We start from the raw sequence: 17700 nt of genomic DNA on the forward strand, positions 1-17700 counted from the left end.
CCGGCAGGGTATTGTCAAACGGAATATGGTATTGCGGCGAATAACGGCTATTGGCAAGGCTTAGCCCTGACGTTTTTCCATTAAAAAATTCGTTAACACCACGCCGCGCACTTCCTTTTGCTGTTGCCTTACCACCTCAAAACCGTAGTGTTGAAAAAACGGCTTCGCAGTAATACTGACATTGGCGTAAAAGCGTTTCAGGCCGTAACGGCGGCCGGCTTTCAGTAAATGCTTCATCAGCGCTTTACCTACGCCCTTGCCCTGATAGGCGTGGTGGCAAAAGAAAAAGTCGATATAGCCATCTGTTTGCACATCGGCAAAACCAACGATAGTGTCGTTATCCAGTGCGACAAAGGGCTCGCACTCAAGCATGCGCATCACCCAGGCGTTTTCATCATACTTTACCGGCGCCCAGGCTTCGCGCTGCTCCGGCGTGTAATCGCGCTGATTAACATGGTGCACAGTGTTATAAAACAGCTCGCGCAGCAGCGGCTCTTCGCTGGGTTGATAAGAACGGATTTGGTACATAACTCACCTGTTATTGCGTGCCGGGCTGCCGGTTTACTGCGCTAAGTGCCACGACACAGTATGTGTTTGCAGCACTATAAAACAATAAAGCCCTGCGGTGCAGGGCTTTGGTTAACTTAGCAGCCGCTATTACAGAATAGCTAACAGTTCTACGTCAAATACCAGCGCACTGAATGGGGCGATGGCATTGCCGGCACCGCGCTCGCCGTAGGCCAGATTGTGCGGGATGTATAAACGCAGTTTGCTGCCCGGTGACATCAGTTGCAGCGCTTCGGTCCAGCCGGCGATAACGCCTGATACCGGGAATTCTGCCGGCTCGCCACGCTGATAAGAGCTGTCGAACACAGTGCCGTCGATTAAGGTACCGTGGTAGTGCGTGCGCACGGTTGAGTCACGTGATGGTTTTTCACCTTCAGCGGCAACCAGTACTTCGTACTGCAGGCCTGATGCGGTTACGGTAACTTCAGCACGCTTGGCGTTTTCTGCCAGGAAGGCTTCGCCGGCACCGGCTAATAATTCGGCTTTTTCCGCTTGCTCGGCTTGCATACGCTCGCTGATCACGCCAAAGGCTGCACGGATTTGCTCGTCGGTTACCGCAGGTTCCTGCTCAGTGTAGGCGGCGATAACACCGGCTGCTACCGCGTCGATATCCAGGCCGTCAAACGGGTTATCGGCCAGTTGCTGGCCCATTTGTAAACCAATACCGTAGCTGGCGTGCTGTTCAAGCGTTGTGTATTTATCTGACATGAGTTCCACTTATGCTGATGAAGCCAATGCTTTGGGTTGCCAATGGCTTCAGGTTAAAAGTGCGCTTATGCTATCGCAAAAACGCGCGAATGTCTTGCCAACTCAGGCAGCCAATTGCTGTACCTGCAACCAGATAGCATTAACGTGTTGCTGGTCTTGCTCGCCCAGTTCACCATTTTCAATAGCTTGCGTCAGGGTGTCGCTTACCTGCGCCACCACATCGGCGGCGGTAAAGGGTTCGGCGGCAACTTCCAGCGTGCCTACGGCCAAATCGAAATGGCCGCGTAAATAACCTGAGGCAAACAGTTCATCATCTGTGGCTACCGGCACTAAGGCATCAAACAAGCCGGCGACGGCATCAATAAACGCCAGCGGTGCTGTGACTGCAGTCATATTAAATTTCATCCTCGTAACCTAAGCGGTACATTACATAGTCGTTATAACCGGTAACGATATTAATTAGTCCGGTAAGTTGCTTATCCAGCGTCGCATCACCGGTGTCGGCCAGCAGCGGCCGGCCCTGCAATTGCTGCAATTTGGCTTTGCCGGCCAGCAATATAATGTTGTCGCGGCCGATGGCGCGGATCACCGCCGGTGACAATTGCTGATTACCGCGGCCAAACACATGGCCCTGGCCGCCAATTAAGGTGATCACCAATTTGCTGGGGTAACCCTGCACCAATTCAAGCAATTGCGCAGCGGTCACATCTTTGGCAATCAACTCACCGTTTTCCACCACATCAACACCCAACAGGGTGTTATCCAGGCCCAGCTCGGCCATTACCGCCGCTACAGTTGAGCCGGAGCCCATAACATAGCGCACGTTCTCTTCCATTTGTGTGGCAACATAAGCGGCTAAATCGGCCAGCACCAGCTCTTCTGATTCACGCCCGGCCATTTTTACGCTTTGTACATAACGCAATTGCGCGGGTATACGCATTTCACCAAAGCGGCGGGCTTTTACTACACCGTCGCGAAACGCTTGCTCATCAATGTCCATTACCGCGGCTTCTGCCAGCGACACCAATTCGCCGGCAATTAACATGGCCACCAGCTTACCGGCCGCCTGCGGCGATATGGCATAAACACCGGAGTGAATTTTAACCCCGGCCGGAATACCCAATACCGTGGTTTGGTCGCCGACTGCGGCGCAAATATTACGTGCAGTGCCATCACCACCGGCAAACAGCAATAAATCAACGCCATGCTCAGCCAGCAGTTTGGCGGCGGTTTCGGTGTCTGTCGCAGTTGATGGCATGGCCGCAGCGCTATACAACACCTGGTGCTGCAACCCCAGCCCGGCGCAAACACTTTCGCCCATATCACCCGCTACGGTAAACACTTCAAACTGCCCGCGCTGCGCCAGCAATTCTGTCAGCGCCGTTTTGGCGCGATTCATCGCCTGGGGCGTGGCACCCAATGCCAGAGCTTGTTCAGCCTGGCCGTCCGAGCCCTTTAACCCCACACTGCCGCCCAAGCCGGCCAGCGGGTTAATGATCAGCCCAAGCCGGAACAAATTCGCCATACTGCCATTCCATCACCTGAAAAAATGGCCGCCATTGTAAAGCCTTCGCCCGCGCTTTCCCAGCCCTGTCAGGGCAAAACCTGTGCGGGTTTAAAGCTACGCCGGCCGTTTAATGCCCGGCAAAGTGAGTGCCAGCAGGGTTGCGGCCAGTGCCAGCAGCGCGGCGATACTGAAGGTTAACGCCGCGCCGTTGCCGTTTTGCCATAATACACCGGAGAAATAGGCACCAATGGCGCCGCCTCCACCGAAGATCACGCCGGCATACATGGCCTGGCCACGGCTGCGCAGTTTTTTCGGAAAAAACTGCTGGATAAACTGCATGGCACAACTGTGAGCAATAGCGAAACTACCGGCATGCAGCAACATGCTAAAGCACAGCCACCAGACATTGTCTGCCATGCCTGCCAGCAAAGACCAGCGCAGCACGGTTAAGCCGTAGCACACACTTAACAACAAGCGGTAGCTGCGGTTACGCATTAAACTGCCGGCAAAATAGAACGCCAGGATTTCAGCGGCTACGGCCAGGCCGATAAACAGCCCGGTTTGCGTACCGCTATAGCCCAGATCACGGCTGTACAGGGTGAAAAAGCCATAAAACGGTGCAAAGCTCATTTGCAATAATAAAGCCGCCAGCATAAAGCGCAGCAATACGCTGTTTTTAATCAACTTGCTAAACGGCACCGTTGCAGTACTCAGTTCAGCGCTGACACTGACTTTCGGCAATAAAAATAAGCTGGCCAGTAACAACAACAAAAACAACAGTGCCGATAAGGGCAAAAACTCGCTGCCATAGCGCTCAAACAGCCAACCGCCGAGCATAACCAATACGATATAACCCACGCTGCCGGCGGTACGTATGCGGCCATAGGCACGGGTGTCGTCATTTAAAAATGCAAATGCCGACACTTCTAACTGCGGCAAAATAGCGGTCCAGAAAAAGCTGAACAAGGCAAAACCACAAAGCAGCGGCCAAAAGCCGTAATCGGCAAAACTGCTGAGCCAGCCGATGGCCGCCAGCAGCGCGCCAACACGCATCACGGTAAGCGGCTTACCGCTGCGCTCTGCTACCAAGGCCCACACCGAAGGCCCGACAATCCGGCTGGCAGTAACAATGGCCAGCAGCAGGCCGATATCGGCCGAGTTTAAGCCGCGGCCATCGAGAAACAGGCCGAAATACGGCACAAAGATGCCCAGCACACCAAAATAAGTAAAATAAGCCAGCACTAAGGCTGGCCGGGCGGAGATACTGAACATACGGCGGGTTAATCTCTGCTGTTACGGGCAATGTCAGGCGTGGTGACCTGCACATGCATATTTTGCGCGCGGTGGCGCAAATAATGATCCATCAATACGATTGCCAGCATGGCTTCAGCAATGGGCACAGCGCGAATACCAACACAGGGGTCGTGCCGGCCTTTGGTGACAATATCTATCACTTCGCCGCGGGTATTAATGCTTTTGCCGGGAATACTGATACTGGAGGTGGGCTTAAGTGCCATACTGACCAGCAGATCCTGACCGGAAGAAATCCCCCCCAGGGTGCCGCCGGCATGGTTAGCGCTAAAGCCCTGCGGCGTTAATTCATCACGGTGGGTTGAACCGCGCTGCTCTACCACAGCAAAGCCATCACCAATCTCTACCGCTTTTACCGCGTTAATACTCATCATGGCGTGGGCAATATCGGCATCCAGCCGGTCAAACACCGGCTCGCCCCAACCTACCGGCATATTGGTTGCCACCACATTGACGCGGGCACCGACTGAGTCACCGTCTTTTTTCAGCTGACGCATATACTCGTCCAGCGCTTCCAGCTTAGACGGATCCGGGCAGAAGAACGGGTTGTTATGAACTTCATCCCAGCTAACTAAGTCCGCTTTCACCGGGCCCAACTGGGCCAAATAGCCGCGAATTTCGATGCCACATTGCTCAAACAGGTATTTTTTAGCAATAGCGCCGGCCGCTACCCGCACCGCAGTTTCCCGTGCCGACGAGCGACCACCGCCACGGTAATCACGGATACCGAATTTATGCCAATAGGTGTAATCGGCATGGCCCGGGCGAAACTGCTCTTTAATATTGGAATAATCTTGCGAGCGCTGATCGGTATTTTCTATCAGCAAACCAATGCTGGCGCCGGTAGTTGTGTCTTCAAATACGCCGGACAGAATTTTTACCGCATCTTCTTCGCGCCGTGCTGTGGTGTAGCGCGACGTACCGGGTTTACGCCGGTCTAAGTCCAGCTGTAAATCTTCTGCTGTTAAGGCCATGCCGGGCGGGCAACCATCAACAATACCACCAATGGCCGGGCCATGGCTTTCGCCAAACGTGGTGACTTTAAACAATTGCCCTATGCTGTTACCGGCCATAGCTACTCCTTAATCTTGTTAGGCTTTAAATAAATGCTGACAACGTTGCAGTTCGGCTTTAGTAATGGCAAATACGCCGATGCCACCATGCGAAAACTCCAGCCAGTCAAACGCCACGTCGGGATAATCCTGCTGCAGTTGCACCATGCTGTTGCCTACTTCACAGACCAGCACGCCGCCATCGGTTAAATGCGCGGCCGCTTCGCGCAAAATATGCCGCGTCAGTGCCAAACCATCTTCGCCGGATGCCAGCCCCAGCTCAGGTTCGTGGCGGTACTCGTCGGGTAAATCGGCCATATCGTCAGCATCGACATACGGCGGGTTAGTGACAATTAAGTCGTACTGCGCGCCGGTCAAAGCACTGTAGCCATCTGATAAGATCGGAAACACCCGGTGTTCCAGGCCATGGCTTTCAATATTTAACTGCGCGACTTCTAAAGCATCTTCACTGATATCAACAGCGTCAATTTCTGCATCTGTAAACGCATAAGCACAGGCAATAGCGATACAGCCGGAGCCGGTGCATAAATCCAGAATATGTGCCGGTGTTTTACCCTGCAGCTGGCGATTAAACTTGGCGCTGATAAGTTCAGCAATAGGTGAACGTGGCACTAATACCCGCTCATCCACATAAAACGGTAAACCGGCAAAATAGGCCTGATGGGTTAAATAGGCTGCCGGCAGGCGCTGCTCAATGCGCTGTTGTAACAGGTGAACAAAATCTTGCCGCTCGCTGTGGGTTAACCTTACCGTAAACAGTTTTTCATCGGTTAGCGGTGGCAAATGCAACACATGGCAAAGCAGCGCTGCCGCTTCATCCCAGGGGTTATCAGTGCCATGGCCAAGGTACACTTGCGCCTGATTTAACTTGCTGACCGCGAACCGCAGCCAGTCGTGCACAGTAAAGAGTTCAGCGAGGGCCTCGCTGATCAGCTCAGAGGTAAACAGATTTTCGCCAGTGTCGGACATGATGGATTTAAGCTCTTTTTGTAATAACCGGTCAGTTTAAGTAGACTTGCGCCATGCAAAAGAAAGTTAGTGTAGCATCAACCGGCATCAGTGCCGAAGACAGCCAGCTGTTTCGCCAGTCGATAACGGGCGCACAGCCTATTGCGCAGGACAAGATACCGCCAGTTGCGCCCCCCCGCAAGAAAAAAAGACGTACAGACGTCTCAAGCAAACAGCTTGATGAAAATTTGTTCTGGTTCTCGGATGAATTCGAGGGTTATGTCGCCGACGGTGCCAACCTGAGCTGGGTACAAAGCGGTGATGATCCACATTTGGCAGGGCGCTTGCGCCGCGGCGAAGTGCAGCCGGCAGTGGTACTGGACTTGCACGGCATGACCACCCGCGAGGCCAAAATTGAATTGGCCGGCTTACTGGCCTACTGCGAAAAACAACAATTTAATTGTGCCTGCGTGGTGCATGGCAAAGGCCTGGGCATTTTAGCGAAAAAAGTGCCGAACTGGCTTATTCAGCACCCAAATGTGCGGGCATTCCATACCGCACCGAAAAGCTGGGGTAAGCACGGTGCTTTGCTGTTGCTATTAAAAACCGCCGCTTAAGCTTAAAAACTTAACAGCGCCAGCTCTTGCGGTGACAAACGCTCTAACAAACGCCCCCCCTGCCCCGGCCGGTAATCAATGCAAGCCAGCTGTGCGGTAGTAAACACCGGCGCCTGGCCTTGCAACGTAAAAGCTTCTGTTAAAAAACTCACCAGCGGCATGTGTGACACCAGCAACACTTTAGCATCCGGCTTTTCACTGATACGGGCATCGAAATAAGATTTAAATAACGCGGCATCGCCTTCAGGCACCAGCTCCGGAATAATCTCCAACTGGCTAAACGGCGCTTGCCTGGCTAACATAAGCTCAGCCGTTTGCCGGGTACGTAAATAGGGGCTAACCCATATCAGGTCAAAGGCTGCATAGTGTTGCTGCAACCACAGTGCCATCTGGTTTACTTCATGCCGGCCTCTGGCGGTAAGCTGCCGTTGACTGTCGTGTGCTGACATCGGCTCTGCTTCACCGTGACGCATGATAACGAGATTTACCATTAAATAGACACCATACTGCTCAAGCTTCCCTGTTAACTGATGTGGGCAGATAAGATTACGCCGAGTAAAAATTGTGCGCTATGATAATGAAAGTTGCCGCTAAGAGTAACTGCCAATAACGCATAACACATAAGCTGTTTATTACTTATCGCTATGACACTGCTGTTGTCTGCCCGCTTAACCATAGCCTAAAAAGGTAATCAGATTGGAAAATAGTCAAATTTTGCAAAGCCCTAACGATCATCGGCACTATCAGTATCTGACATTGACGAACGGGCTGGCAGTGCTATTAGTCCACCAGGCAGACGTAGAAAAAAGTGCAGCAGCATTGACGGTAAACGTCGGCCACTTCGATGATCCGCTGCCGCGTGAAGGCTTGGCGCACTTTTTAGAGCATATGTTGTTTTTGGGTTCAAAAAATTACCCGCAAGCCGGCGATTACCAGCAGTTTATCAATCATCACGGCGGCAGCCACAACGCCTGGACCGGTACTGAGCACAGCAGCTTTTTCTTTGATATCGATACGGCATTTTTTACCGAAGCCTTAGCCCGGTTTGCTGACATGTTCAGCCAACCGCTTTTTAGCAGTGACTATGTCGAAAAAGAACGCCACGCCATTGAAGCCGAATTTTCACTGAAATTAAAAGACGACGGCCGGCGCATTTATCAGGCACATAAAGAAAGCATTAACCCGGCACATCCGTTTGCCAAATTTTCTGTCGGCAACCTCAGTACCCTGGCCGATACTGCAGAAGGCACCCTGCAGCAGGCACTGCAAGACTTTTTTCAGCAACAATACAGCGCCAGCCGCATGACACTGTGTCTGGTATCACCGTTAAGCCTGGCAGAGCAACAGCAACTGGTGGCTGCACAGTTTTCTGCCCTGCCGGCACATTTACCGGCCAAAACGCCGTTAACCGTACCGCTGTATCTGCCTGAGCACCAAGCCATTCAGCTGAATATTCAGCCACACCGCCATACACAAAAATTAGTGGTGAGTTTTGCTATGCCGGATATTCAGCGCTGGTACCGGCATAAATTAATCAGCTTTATCGCGCATTTATTGGGTGACGAAGGCCACGGCTCATTACTGAGTTATCTTAAACAACAAGGCCTGGTTAATCAGCTTAGTGCCGGCGGTGGTATAGACGGCAGCAATTATAAAGACTTTACCGTGGCCTTTGAATTAACCGACAGTGGCCTGCAACAGCGTGATGCCATTTTACAGGCGCTGTTCAGCGCTATAGCCGGTTTAAAACAGCAACCCTTGCCGCAGCCTCTGTTTGCTGAGCGGCAGAAATTATTGCACTGGGCTTATTTGTATCAGGAGCCGTCGACGGCATTACAAACCGCCAACCATTTGTCGGTAAGTATGCAGCACTACCCGATACAGGATGTTATTTTCGGTGACTACCGGATGGAATTGCCGGATGAAGCCCTGTATCAGCAAATACTGGGCTATTTCAACAGCCATAATATGCGCCTGATGCTGATAGCGCCGCAAGTGGCCACCGACCGTGAAGCGCGCTGGTATCATACGCCTTACAGCATCTCGCCGCTGCCAGCGGCGTTACTGCAACAACTGAACAACACCAAAGCGGCAGAGCCAATTCAGCTGCCACAGCCAAACCCTTATCTCGACGGTGATATACGCTTGTTGTCGCCTGCAGAGCATATGCAGGCGCCGCAGCGGGTGCATTACGATGCGGGCCTGAGTGTTTGGTACAAAGCCGACACCGATTTTGCCAGCCCCAAAGGTCATATATTTGTGCAACTGAGCCTGCCAAACAGTATCGGCGATTGCCGGCAACTGGCGGCCACCAGGCTGTGGGTAGAGTTGTTTCAGGATAATATTAACCAGCAGTTTTATGCCGCCACCACCATTGGCCTGATGTACAACCTGCATGTGCAGCGTCAGGGGATCAGTCTGCATACCAGCGGCCTGGCAACCAACCAGCTGTTATTACTACAGGAATTATTACAACAATTGTTGCAACAGCAATTTACTGAGCCGCGTTTTGCCGAGCTGAAACGCCAGCTTAGCCGGCACTGGCACAACAGCAGCAAAAACAAGCCGGTGGCGCGCTTGTTCAGCCAACTGTCTGCCCTGCTACAGCCGCTTAATCCGGAAATTGACCAATTGGCCGACGCACTGGAGCAACTGAGCTTTGCGCAATTTATGCAGTTTCAGCAAAATTTGCTGCAGCAGGTGCATATTGAGAGCCTGCTGCTGGGCAACTGGTCAGTCGCGCATGCCGGGCAACTCACCGGCATACTGCAGGATTGGCAAGCGCAACTGCACAGCAGCGGACCACAACTGACAAACCCCGCCTTTAAACTGCAGGGACAAGGCCCGGTTTGGCTGCAACTGGATGTCGAACACAGCGACCATGCACTGGTCATTTATCTGCCGGCGCAGCAAGCCAAAGCACATGATATGGCGCTGTTTATGCTGGCTAATCATGTATTGTCACCGGAATACTTCCACCAACTGCGCACAGAGCAACAGCTGGGTTATTTGGTCGGCACCGGCTATGTGCCGATTAATACCTTGCCCGGCATGGCGTTTTACGTGCAGTCACCCAACGCCGGTTGTGAACAGTTATATGAAGCCACAGTCATGTTTTTCCGCAGTTTTCTGGCTGATACAGAAATGCTGAGTGCCGCTGAATTTACCGAAATAAAACAAGGTTTACTGGCACAGCTGCATGAGCGCGACAACAGTTTAGGCGCCCGCGCCAAGCGCTACTGGTTAGCGCTGGGCCAACAAGACTACAGCTTTGCTTTAAATGAGCAGATAGCAGAAGCCTTACGCCAATTGACATTACAACACTTTATCGCCTTCCTGCAGCAGCTGTTACTGCCAAACTATGATGCAATTTTCCTCGCCACCGACGGCAAGCCACAGCACAGCCATTTGCAATTCAGCAACGCTGCCGGTTTAAAGCAACGGCTGCGGCAAACTAAAATTGCTTTTGACAGTACCGATAAAGTTATATAACGTGGAGTCTCTTATTGCTTAGTAGCTGTTATAAGTGACACTAAAACAAAAAATAATAATAATAATCAGTGCTGTACTGTTGGGCATTTTGCCTTTTGGCCTTTACGCTGATGGCTGGGACACTTTGCAACCCTACGTCTTAACGACAGTGTTGCTGTGTTCTTTTGCGGCATTAATGTTGGCCCATGTAAGTATTGTTAAAATGCGCCGCTATCAAACCCGGCTGGAGCACAGTGAAGAGCGCTTACGCTTGTCGCTATGGGGCAGTGGTGATGAACTGTGGGACTGGAAAATCAGCAGCGGTGAGCTGTATCGCTCCAGTTCATGGCAAAATCCGTTGGCGCCGGTGCCGCAATCGTCTGACTTTCCACCCAACCAACAACATATTCACCCACAGGATTTAGCCAGGGTGGCGCAGTTGCTGCAAGACCATCTCGACGGCAAAACCGCACACTTTGAAGCCACTTACCGCTTAAAAACCACCGACAGCAACTGGACCTGGGTACTGGACCGTGGTAAGGCCGTGGCGTTTGCCGCAGACGGCAAACCCAGCCGGATGACCGGAACCCTGAAAAATATCCATCAACTGAAGCAGACTGAAGAGCAACTGCAGTTGTTTGCCCGTTGCTTGCAAAATATTTCCGATGCGGTTGTCATTTGTGACACCGACTTCAACATTATTGAAGTAAACCCTGCCTTTAGCACCCTAACCGGCAAGCAGCGCCAGCAGGTGCTGCAACAACGCTTTGAACTGACACTGTACCCTATCGCGTTTATGCATGATATTCGCCGCAGTTTGCAGCAAAACGGTAGTTGGAGCGGCGAGATCCGCGAGCAACGTCACAATGGTGATATTTATCAGGCCGGGCTGACGTTTGACCAGATCAAAGATGAACAGGGCAATATCAGCCAGTATGTTGCGGTGTTTTCCGACATTACCGAACGTAAACAACGTGAAGCAGAACTCAGCCGGTTGGCCAGCAGTGACACCTTAACCGGTTTACCCAACCGCGCGGTGTTTATGCAACAACTGGCCAGGCTGGTGCAAACTAACACCGAGCATGCGCTGCTGGTGTTTGATTTAGACAACTTTAAAAAGATTAATGACTCATTAGGCCATGAGCTGGGTGACAGTTTACTGCTGGCATTATCACAGCGGCTGAGCAGCTATAGCCGCTACCGCGATAAACTGTATCGCCTGGGCGGCGATGAATTTGCGGTGTTGCTGGATCAAACCAACGATCTGCACTTTATTACTACCCTGGCCAAAGAACTGTTAGGCCTGATTAACCAGCCGATGCAGGTAAACCAGCACGAGCTGGCCATCACCAGCAGCATCGGTATAGTGCTATTTCCGGATGACGGCGCCGATCCCCAGGCACTGCTGCGTAACGCCGACACCGCTATGTATCATGCCAAAAGCCAGGGTGCCAACCGCTATCTGTTTTTTAATGACTCAATGAACAAGCAAGCGGTAAAGCGGCTGCAAATTGAAAACCTGATCCGCCACGGTTTAAAAGAAGATTATTTTGCCGTGTACTATCAGCCGAAAATGGATATTGTCAGCGGCCAGTTAGTCGGTATGGAAGCGCTGGTGCGCTTTATTACCCCCAAAGGCGGCGTAATAAGCCCGGCTATTTTTATTCCGGTAGCAGAAGAAACCGGCCAGATCATCGAAATTGGTGAGGTGGTACTGCGCAAAGCCTGCCGCGATGTAAAACAATGGATAGATCAGGGCTTATTCCACGGCCGGGTGGCGGTAAATTTGTCTTCACACCAATTCAGTCTGCCGTTTTTATGTGAGCAGATAGACGACACCTTACAGCAAACCGAATTACCGTCGTACCATCTGGAATTAGAAATTACCGAAGGCACCGTTATGCAATCGCCGCCGCAGGCTATTGAAACCATGAAAAAACTGCGCGCACGCGGCATTCATCTGGCGATGGATGATTTTGGTACCGGCTACTCCTCACTGGCTTATTTAAAGCAATTTCCGCTTAACACGTTAAAAATCGACAAGGCCTTTATTGACGACATGAATACTGCCCGTGGCCGCAATATGGTGGATACCATAGTGACTATTGCGCACAACTTAAGCCTGAACGTAGTAGCTGAAGGGGTAGAACAGCAGGAGCAACTGGACATGTTACGCAAGTTACGCTGTGACGTAATGCAGGGGTACTTCTATAGCAAGCCGCTGTCTGGGGCGCAATTTTATCAATTCCTGCAACAACAAAAGCAGCAGCGCACTAAACTGGCAGCCGTACCGGCAATACTGTAACGCCACAGCTTAGCGGCGATACAGCAGCGACAAAAAAGCCCCTGTACAGGGGCTTTTGGTTAGTCGGAATCGGTTTCGACGTAAGAGAAATCGTCACTGCCATCAGCAATGCGTTTCTTGCCAAATACCGTATGAAACTTACGTTTCTCAGCTAACCGTTGTTTATACTTCAGCCAGGTTTTTTCATAGGCTGTGGTAGCAGGCTCTTCACCTTTACACACCAGTAAAAAGCGTTTTTCTTCATCATTCACCGGGGCACGACTACCCTGCTCCAGATCCTGCATTGCCACCCCATGTTTCTCCAGCATATTACCTTCTGCCAGAGTAAAGCGCCCGGACCGCGTAAATCCTTTGGGGAAATTACGGTCATCGAAAAAGCGACGGTTAGCGACAAAACTTTGCTGCATCACTTTTTTCCTCTAATCTCGTTGAATATCAAGCCAGCCTGTTTAAACTGTGCGGAGTATGGTTAACAAAATTCCTGTCGTAAAACAAATATTTTTTATCGACACCATAAATATACTCAAGGATTCGATTTGGATACCGAACTGCTCAAAACCTTTATAGAAGTTCAGCGTACAAGGCATTTTGGTAAAGCAGCCGAAAATCTCTACCTGACACAGTCTGCTGTCAGCTTTCGTATTCGTCAGCTGGAGCAGCAACTTGGCGTTAACCTGTTTAGCCGCTATCGCAATAATATTCAGTTAACGGCCGCCGGCGAGCGCCTGCTACCGCATGCAGAAGCCATGCTAACGGCCTTGCAACGCGCCAAACAAGATGTTGCGGTTAGTGCCGACCAGGCCGTGCAATTGGCTGTTGCTGCCACAGCTAACGTATGGGATGCGTTTTTATTACAGGGCTTTATCAACATTCAACAAGCCTTGCCGGGCTTATCATGGCGGGCAGAATCTATGGGTAAAGATCAAATAGCCCGCCAGGTACTGGAGCGGCATCTGGACCTGGCTATTCTGTTTGATGCACCCAAAGTAGATGAAATGCAAATTGATAAACTGGGTGATATAAAACTGTTACCGGTAACCACTTTCAGCGACAGCAGCGCCGCAGAAGCCATGCGCCGGCAATATATCCTCGTTGACTGGGGTACCGCTTTTGATATTCAACATGCGCGCTGCTTTCCTGATTTAGCCCCGCCCTATTTACGCACCGGCAGCGCCCGGATTGCATTAGAACTGATGCAGCAAAGCGGTGGCTCAGCCTACTTGCCCGAAACCATGGTAAGCAGTTTGCTGGCCGATAACGGTTTACGCTTAATTAAAGATGCACCGGTAATGACGCGTGAGCTGTTTGCCGTGTCTTTGCCTAAGGCGGCGCAGCGCAACCGGATCAGCGATATTGTTACGCGGTTACGCAGCTTGCTGCACAGCAGTGCTAAATAAGCGCACCGGTTAACAGCACTGAGCCATCAGGGCCGGAATAATACCGCATTACGGCCACGCACCCGGCTTAGCAGTAAGCGCTTGTGGCTGTTGAATAACGGCAACAGTAAGGGGCCGGTGAATAACGCTGCCAGCGCCCATTTCAGCGCTTTCATGCCACAACGCAGCGCGGCGATATAAATACCTGCGGCCGTCAGCAGCCACACTACAGGTAACACAAACACGGGATGTCCTCTTAAATAACAACAAAGGCCGGTAATTATACCGGCCTGTGACAAGGATTACTGTTAACCGTTAGTTGAATTTAACCCCTGCAAGCGGGCAAACGCCGTTACGGATAAAACTTTTGTTGCTGCTCTGCCATGCTGACCAACAAGGCTGCCGGCTCAAAGCGCTCGCCAAAGCGGCTTTGCAGATTGCGCAGCTGCGCAACTAATTCAGCCGCACCCAATTGATCGATATAACGGAACGGCCCGCCAAGGAACGGCGGGAAACCGATACCAAAGATGGCACCGATATCACCGTCGCGTGCTGAGGCAATAATGCCCTCCTCCAGGCAGCGTGCGGCTTCGTTCAGCATTTGCACCATACAGCGGCTGCTGATCTCATCACGGTTCAGCCGTGGTGCAGGTGTTACGCCCAGTACGGCATACACACTGTCATCCACCACTTTTTGGCCTTTTTTCACGTTTTTGCCATAACGGTAGAAGCCTTTCTCTGTCTTCTTACCTTTGCGGCCATCAGCTAACAGCTTGTCAAACGCCGCCGGCGCGACAAAACGCTCACCCAGTTCGTTAGCCAAAATGGGCGAAATTTTTGCGCCCACATCTATGCCAACCTCATCAAGCAATGTCACCGGCCCGACAGGGAAACCAAACTTCACCAGCGCCTTGTCGATTTTTTCTACCGGCTCGCCTTCCAGCAGAATATTGGCCGCTTCATTCATATACAGCGCCAAAATGCGGTTAACGTAAAAACCGGCGCCGTCTTTTACCACTATCGGTGTTTTACCCTGTTTACGGGCAAATGCTACCGTGGTGGCGATGGTTTGCGCCGAAGTGGTCTCGTGCGCAATAACTTCTACCAATGGCATTTTATCCACCGGTGAAAAGTAGTGCAGGCCAATGACATTTTGTGGCCGCGCCGCTTTAGCGGCAATTTGGCCGATTGGCAAAGAGCTGGTATTACTGGCAAATACGGTATTTTCATTACAGTGCTGCTCAATATCCGCCACCATTTGTTGTTTTAAGGCTAAATCTTCAAATACCGCTTCCACCACGATATCGGCGTCATGAAAACCGCTGTAATCGGTGGTGCCGGTGATTAACAGCAATTGTTTTTGCATGTCTGCTTTGCTGATAAAACGGCGCTTAAACTTTTTTTCCAGCAGCGAGTAGCTGTATTTCAGCGCATTGCTGATGCCCTGTGCATTTATATCCTTTATCCGCACCGGTATGCCGGCTTTAGTTGCCGTAACATTGGCAATACCGCCGCCCATCAAACCACCGCCCAGCACCGCGGCCTTGCGTACTTTATTTGGCTTGGTATCACCGGCACCGGTTTCTTTTTTCATCTGGGTGGTGGCGAAGAATAAGCTGCGCAGCGCCGCAGATTCTTTTGTCATACACAGCTCACCAAAAGCTTTGGCTTCAGCCTCCAGACCGGCACGAATGCCATTATCAACACCGGCTTTAATCACATCGAGAATTTTCAGCGGTGCCGGATAGTTACCCTGCGTTTTTTTCAGCGTTTGCTTGCGCGCCTGGCTAAACAGTACATTACGGCCAAAACCGGTACGCTCCAGCACTTTACCCACCATATTCAGCTTGGCTGCTTCACGCTGTGGCTTGCCTTTTAACGCCCGCTTTACCGCGGCTTCTAATAAAATACTTTGCGGTACGACTTCATCGACCAGCCCGGCTTTTTTCGCCTGCGCCGCACGCAATTGCTTGCCGGTCAATATCATATCCAGCGCTTTTTGCAAGCCCACCAAACGCGGCAAACGCTGGGTGCCGCCGCTACCCGGCAGTAAACCCAGCTGCACTTCCGGCAAACCTAATACGGTTTTGTTGTCTGAGCTGGCTACACGGGCATGACATGCCATCGCCAGCTCTAAGCCACCGCCCAGGCACGGGCCATGAATAGCCGCCACCAAAGGAATAGCCAGCTGCTCTAAGCGGTCGAACATTTGCTGGCCCATGCGGCCGATAGCTGCGGCTTCGTCAGCAGTTTTACAGCCGTCGAGCATAGAAATGTCGGCACCGGCGATAAACGAGTCCGGCTTACCACTGATAAACACCAGCCCTTTAAGCGCCGTATTGGCATTAATTTCGGCTAACAGTGCGGCAATCTCGTCAGCAAAAGCGGCTTTTAATACGTTCATCGACTCGCCGGCAATATCCATAGTGATAACGCCGACCTGATCATCCCGTACCTGTAAATTAAACGTTTTGCTGCTCATTATTCTGTCTCCACTATCATAGCTGCACCTAAACCACCGGCGGCGCAAGCGGTGGTTAAACCAATACCGCCACCACGGCGTTTTAATTCATTTAAGGTTTGCACGATTAACCGCGTGCCGGTAGCAGCAAACGGATGGCCGTAAGCTAAAGAACCGCCCTGCACGTTAAATTTGGCCATATCAATATCGCCGATAGCACTACTGCGGCCTAACTTTTCTGCAGCAAACTTTTTGCTGGCAAACATTTTTACGTTAGCCAGGGTTTGCGCAGCAAAGGCTTCGTGCATTTCAATCAGGGTGAGATCATTTAGAGACATACCGGCACGATCCAGTGCGATCGGCGTGGCATAAGACGGCCCCATTAACATATCGTCATACACGTCTATAGCGGCAAAAGCATAGCTGCGGATATAGCCCAGTGGCGTATAACCCAGCGCCTTGGCGCGGCTTTCTGTCATCATTAACACTGCCGAGGCGCCATCGGTTAACGGCGTGGCATTGGCGGCGGTAACACTGCCGTGCACACGGTCAAACACCGGTTTGAGTTTGGCGTAAGACTCTAATTTCGAGTCCTGACGGATGTTATTGTCGATATCTAAAAAGCGTGAGTAAGGCTCAACATGTGCGGTCATAACTTCAGCCGCCATTACGCCGCTTTGCCATGCCTGAGTGGCTAAGGTGTGCGAACGGTGCGCCAGCGCATCCTGGTCGGCACGGCTGATACCATGCGTTTTCGCCATTTGCTCTGCAGTGTCGCCCATAGACAAGCCGGTGCTGTACTCCGCCACCGCCGGTGGTACCGGCAGTAAATCTTTTAATCCCAGCCGGCGGAAAATCGCCAGCTTCTGGCCGAAAGTGCGGGCTTTGTTTAAATCGACCAGGGCCCGCGCCAGCTTTTTACTGACACCGATAGGCAACACAGAGCTGGAATCCGCACCACCGGCAACACCAATCTGAGTAATACCGGCCATCATCGATTCTGCCACACTTACCACCGACTGGAAGCTGGTAGCACAAGCGCGGGTAACGCTGTAGGCATCGGTGTGTACATTCATGCCGGTACCCAACACGATTTCGCGGGCAATGTTCGGCGCTTCCGGCATTTGTACCACCTGGCCAAACACCAGTTGTTCAATTAATTTGGCGTCCAGCTCGCTTCTTATCAGCAATTCGTTTACCACCAGCTTGCCTAAATCCAGCGCTGATACACCATGAAATTCAGTAGCTTGTTTAGCAAAGGGTGTACGCAAACCGGAGACAATGGCGATACGATCGCCCTGGCGGGTGCTTAGGTTAATTGGCGAGCTCATAGTGTTCCTCTTGTTATCAAAATTA

Annotated in this window: 16 protein-coding genes; 4 read left to right on the forward strand and 12 right to left on the reverse strand. The window is 51.7% G+C overall.

The window, feature by feature from the left end; all coding sequences use genetic code 11:
• Nucleotides 1–60: 60 nt before the first annotated feature.
• The 7 genes from HRH59_RS05155 to prmB form a co-directional block, all read right to left on the reverse strand.
• Entirely contained in the window at nucleotides 61–528 is a 468-nt protein-coding gene (locus HRH59_RS05155; RefSeq protein ID WP_173500210.1) for a GNAT family N-acetyltransferase, read from the reverse strand.
• 129 nt (nucleotides 529–657) lie between these two features.
• Complete coding sequence (locus tag HRH59_RS05160) at nucleotides 658–1275, reverse strand: FKBP-type peptidyl-prolyl cis-trans isomerase (RefSeq protein WP_173500211.1); 618 nt, start codon at nucleotides 1273–1275, stop codon at nucleotides 658–660.
• A 102-nt stretch (nucleotides 1276–1377) separates the two neighbouring features.
• A complete protein-coding gene (locus HRH59_RS05165; protein ID WP_173500212.1) occupies nucleotides 1378–1668 on the reverse strand; it encodes a YfcL family protein in 291 nt (96 codons plus the stop codon).
• A gap of 1 nt (nucleotide 1669) precedes the next feature.
• Entirely contained in the window at nucleotides 1670–2800 is a 1131-nt protein-coding gene (locus HRH59_RS05170) for an ATP-NAD kinase family protein (RefSeq protein WP_173500213.1), read from the reverse strand.
• A gap of 96 nt (nucleotides 2801–2896) precedes the next feature.
• On the reverse strand, nucleotides 2897–4054 hold the full coding sequence (locus HRH59_RS05175) for an MFS transporter (RefSeq protein WP_173500214.1): 1158 nt from the start codon (nucleotides 4052–4054) through the stop codon (nucleotides 2897–2899).
• An 8-nt stretch (nucleotides 4055–4062) separates the two neighbouring features.
• Nucleotides 4063–5166, reverse strand: coding sequence for a chorismate synthase (gene aroC / locus HRH59_RS05180; protein WP_173500215.1), 1104 nt, complete (start codon nucleotides 5164–5166; stop codon nucleotides 4063–4065).
• 18 nt (nucleotides 5167–5184) lie between these two features.
• Nucleotides 5185–6135, reverse strand: a complete 951-nt coding sequence (prmB, locus tag HRH59_RS05185) for a 50S ribosomal protein L3 N(5)-glutamine methyltransferase (RefSeq protein WP_173500216.1) — start codon at nucleotides 6133–6135, stop codon at nucleotides 5185–5187.
• 53 nt (nucleotides 6136–6188) lie between these two features.
• On the opposite strand from prmB, the gene smrB reads away from it, so the two are divergent.
• Entirely contained in the window at nucleotides 6189–6731 is a 543-nt protein-coding gene (smrB, locus tag HRH59_RS05190) for an endonuclease SmrB (protein WP_173500217.1), read from the forward strand.
• A 2-nt stretch (nucleotides 6732–6733) separates the two neighbouring features.
• On the opposite strand, the gene sixA is transcribed toward smrB, so the two are convergent.
• On the reverse strand, nucleotides 6734–7222 hold the full coding sequence (gene sixA, locus HRH59_RS05195) for a phosphohistidine phosphatase SixA (RefSeq protein ID WP_173500218.1): 489 nt from the start codon (nucleotides 7220–7222) through the stop codon (nucleotides 6734–6736).
• Between the two features lie 205 nt (nucleotides 7223–7427).
• On the opposite strand from sixA, the gene HRH59_RS05200 reads away from it, so the two are divergent.
• Nucleotides 7428–10223: an insulinase family protein gene (locus HRH59_RS05200; protein ID WP_173500219.1), complete on the forward strand. Its 2796-nt coding sequence runs from the start codon at nucleotides 7428–7430 to the stop codon at nucleotides 10221–10223.
• Between the two features lie 34 nt (nucleotides 10224–10257).
• On the forward strand, nucleotides 10258–12507 hold the full coding sequence (locus tag HRH59_RS05205; protein WP_173500220.1) for a putative bifunctional diguanylate cyclase/phosphodiesterase: 2250 nt from the start codon (nucleotides 10258–10260) through the stop codon (nucleotides 12505–12507).
• A 59-nt stretch (nucleotides 12508–12566) separates the two neighbouring features.
• Here the strand turns inward: HRH59_RS05205 and maoP are convergent, their stop codons facing one another.
• On the reverse strand, nucleotides 12567–12914 hold the full coding sequence (gene maoP / locus HRH59_RS05210) for a DUF413 domain-containing protein (RefSeq protein ID WP_173500221.1): 348 nt from the start codon (nucleotides 12912–12914) through the stop codon (nucleotides 12567–12569).
• A 129-nt stretch (nucleotides 12915–13043) separates the two neighbouring features.
• On the opposite strand from maoP, the gene hdfR reads away from it, so the two are divergent.
• Nucleotides 13044–13904 carry an HTH-type transcriptional regulator HdfR gene (gene hdfR, locus HRH59_RS05215; protein WP_173500222.1) on the forward strand — a complete coding sequence of 287 codons (861 nt, stop codon included), beginning with the start codon at nucleotides 13044–13046 and terminating at the stop codon, nucleotides 13902–13904.
• A 26-nt stretch (nucleotides 13905–13930) separates the two neighbouring features.
• Here hdfR and HRH59_RS05220 read toward each other — a convergent pair whose 3' ends face one another.
• From HRH59_RS05220 to fadI, 3 genes are all read right to left on the reverse strand, one after another.
• The gene (locus HRH59_RS05220) at nucleotides 13931–14128 is read right to left on the reverse strand and encodes a hypothetical protein (RefSeq protein ID WP_173500223.1); all 198 of its coding nucleotides are present in this window, start codon (nucleotides 14126–14128) and stop codon (nucleotides 13931–13933) included.
• A gap of 107 nt (nucleotides 14129–14235) precedes the next feature.
• Nucleotides 14236–16365, reverse strand: a complete 2130-nt coding sequence (fadJ, locus tag HRH59_RS05225) for a fatty acid oxidation complex subunit alpha FadJ (protein WP_173500224.1) — start codon at nucleotides 16363–16365, stop codon at nucleotides 14236–14238.
• Nucleotides 16365–17675, reverse strand: coding sequence for an acetyl-CoA C-acyltransferase FadI (gene fadI / locus HRH59_RS05230; protein ID WP_173500225.1), 1311 nt, complete (start codon nucleotides 17673–17675; stop codon nucleotides 16365–16367). Before fadI ends, fadJ begins: the two co-directional genes overlap by 1 nt.
• Nucleotides 17676–17700: the final 25 nt, after the last annotated feature.

The organism is Rheinheimera lutimaris (genome assembly GCF_013283795.1).
GTDB classification, from domain to species: domain Bacteria; phylum Pseudomonadota; class Gammaproteobacteria; order Enterobacterales; family Alteromonadaceae; genus Alishewanella; species Alishewanella lutimaris.

Excerpts from the sequence above, each read along its gene's own strand:
- fadI (WP_173500225.1), bottom strand. The coding sequence starts at position 17,675 with ATGAGCTCGCCAATTAACCTAAGCACCCGCCAGGGCGATCGTATCGCC.
- sixA (WP_173500218.1), bottom strand. The coding sequence starts at position 7,222 with ATGGTAAATCTCGTTATCATGCGTCACGGTGAAGCAGAGCCGATGTCA.
- smrB (WP_173500217.1), top strand. The coding sequence starts at position 6,189 with ATGCAAAAGAAAGTTAGTGTAGCATCAACCGGCATCAGTGCCGAAGAC.
- aroC (WP_173500215.1), bottom strand. The coding sequence starts at position 5,166 with ATGGCCGGTAACAGCATAGGGCAATTGTTTAAAGTCACCACGTTTGGC.
- HRH59_RS05165 (WP_173500212.1), bottom strand. The coding sequence starts at position 1,668 with ATGACTGCAGTCACAGCACCGCTGGCGTTTATTGATGCCGTCGCCGGC.
- HRH59_RS05155 (WP_173500210.1), bottom strand. The coding sequence starts at position 528 with ATGTACCAAATCCGTTCTTATCAACCCAGCGAAGAGCCGCTGCTGCGC.
- HRH59_RS05170 (WP_173500213.1), bottom strand. The coding sequence starts at position 2,800 with ATGGCGAATTTGTTCCGGCTTGGGCTGATCATTAACCCGCTGGCCGGC.
- HRH59_RS05175 (WP_173500214.1), bottom strand. The coding sequence starts at position 4,054 with ATGTTCAGTATCTCCGCCCGGCCAGCCTTAGTGCTGGCTTATTTTACT.
- maoP (WP_173500221.1), bottom strand. The coding sequence starts at position 12,914 with ATGCAGCAAAGTTTTGTCGCTAACCGTCGCTTTTTCGATGACCGTAAT.
- fadJ (WP_173500224.1), bottom strand. The coding sequence starts at position 16,365 with ATGAGCAGCAAAACGTTTAATTTACAGGTACGGGATGATCAGGTCGGC.
- prmB (WP_173500216.1), bottom strand. The coding sequence starts at position 6,135 with ATGTCCGACACTGGCGAAAATCTGTTTACCTCTGAGCTGATCAGCGAG.
- HRH59_RS05160 (WP_173500211.1), bottom strand. The coding sequence starts at position 1,275 with ATGTCAGATAAATACACAACGCTTGAACAGCACGCCAGCTACGGTATT.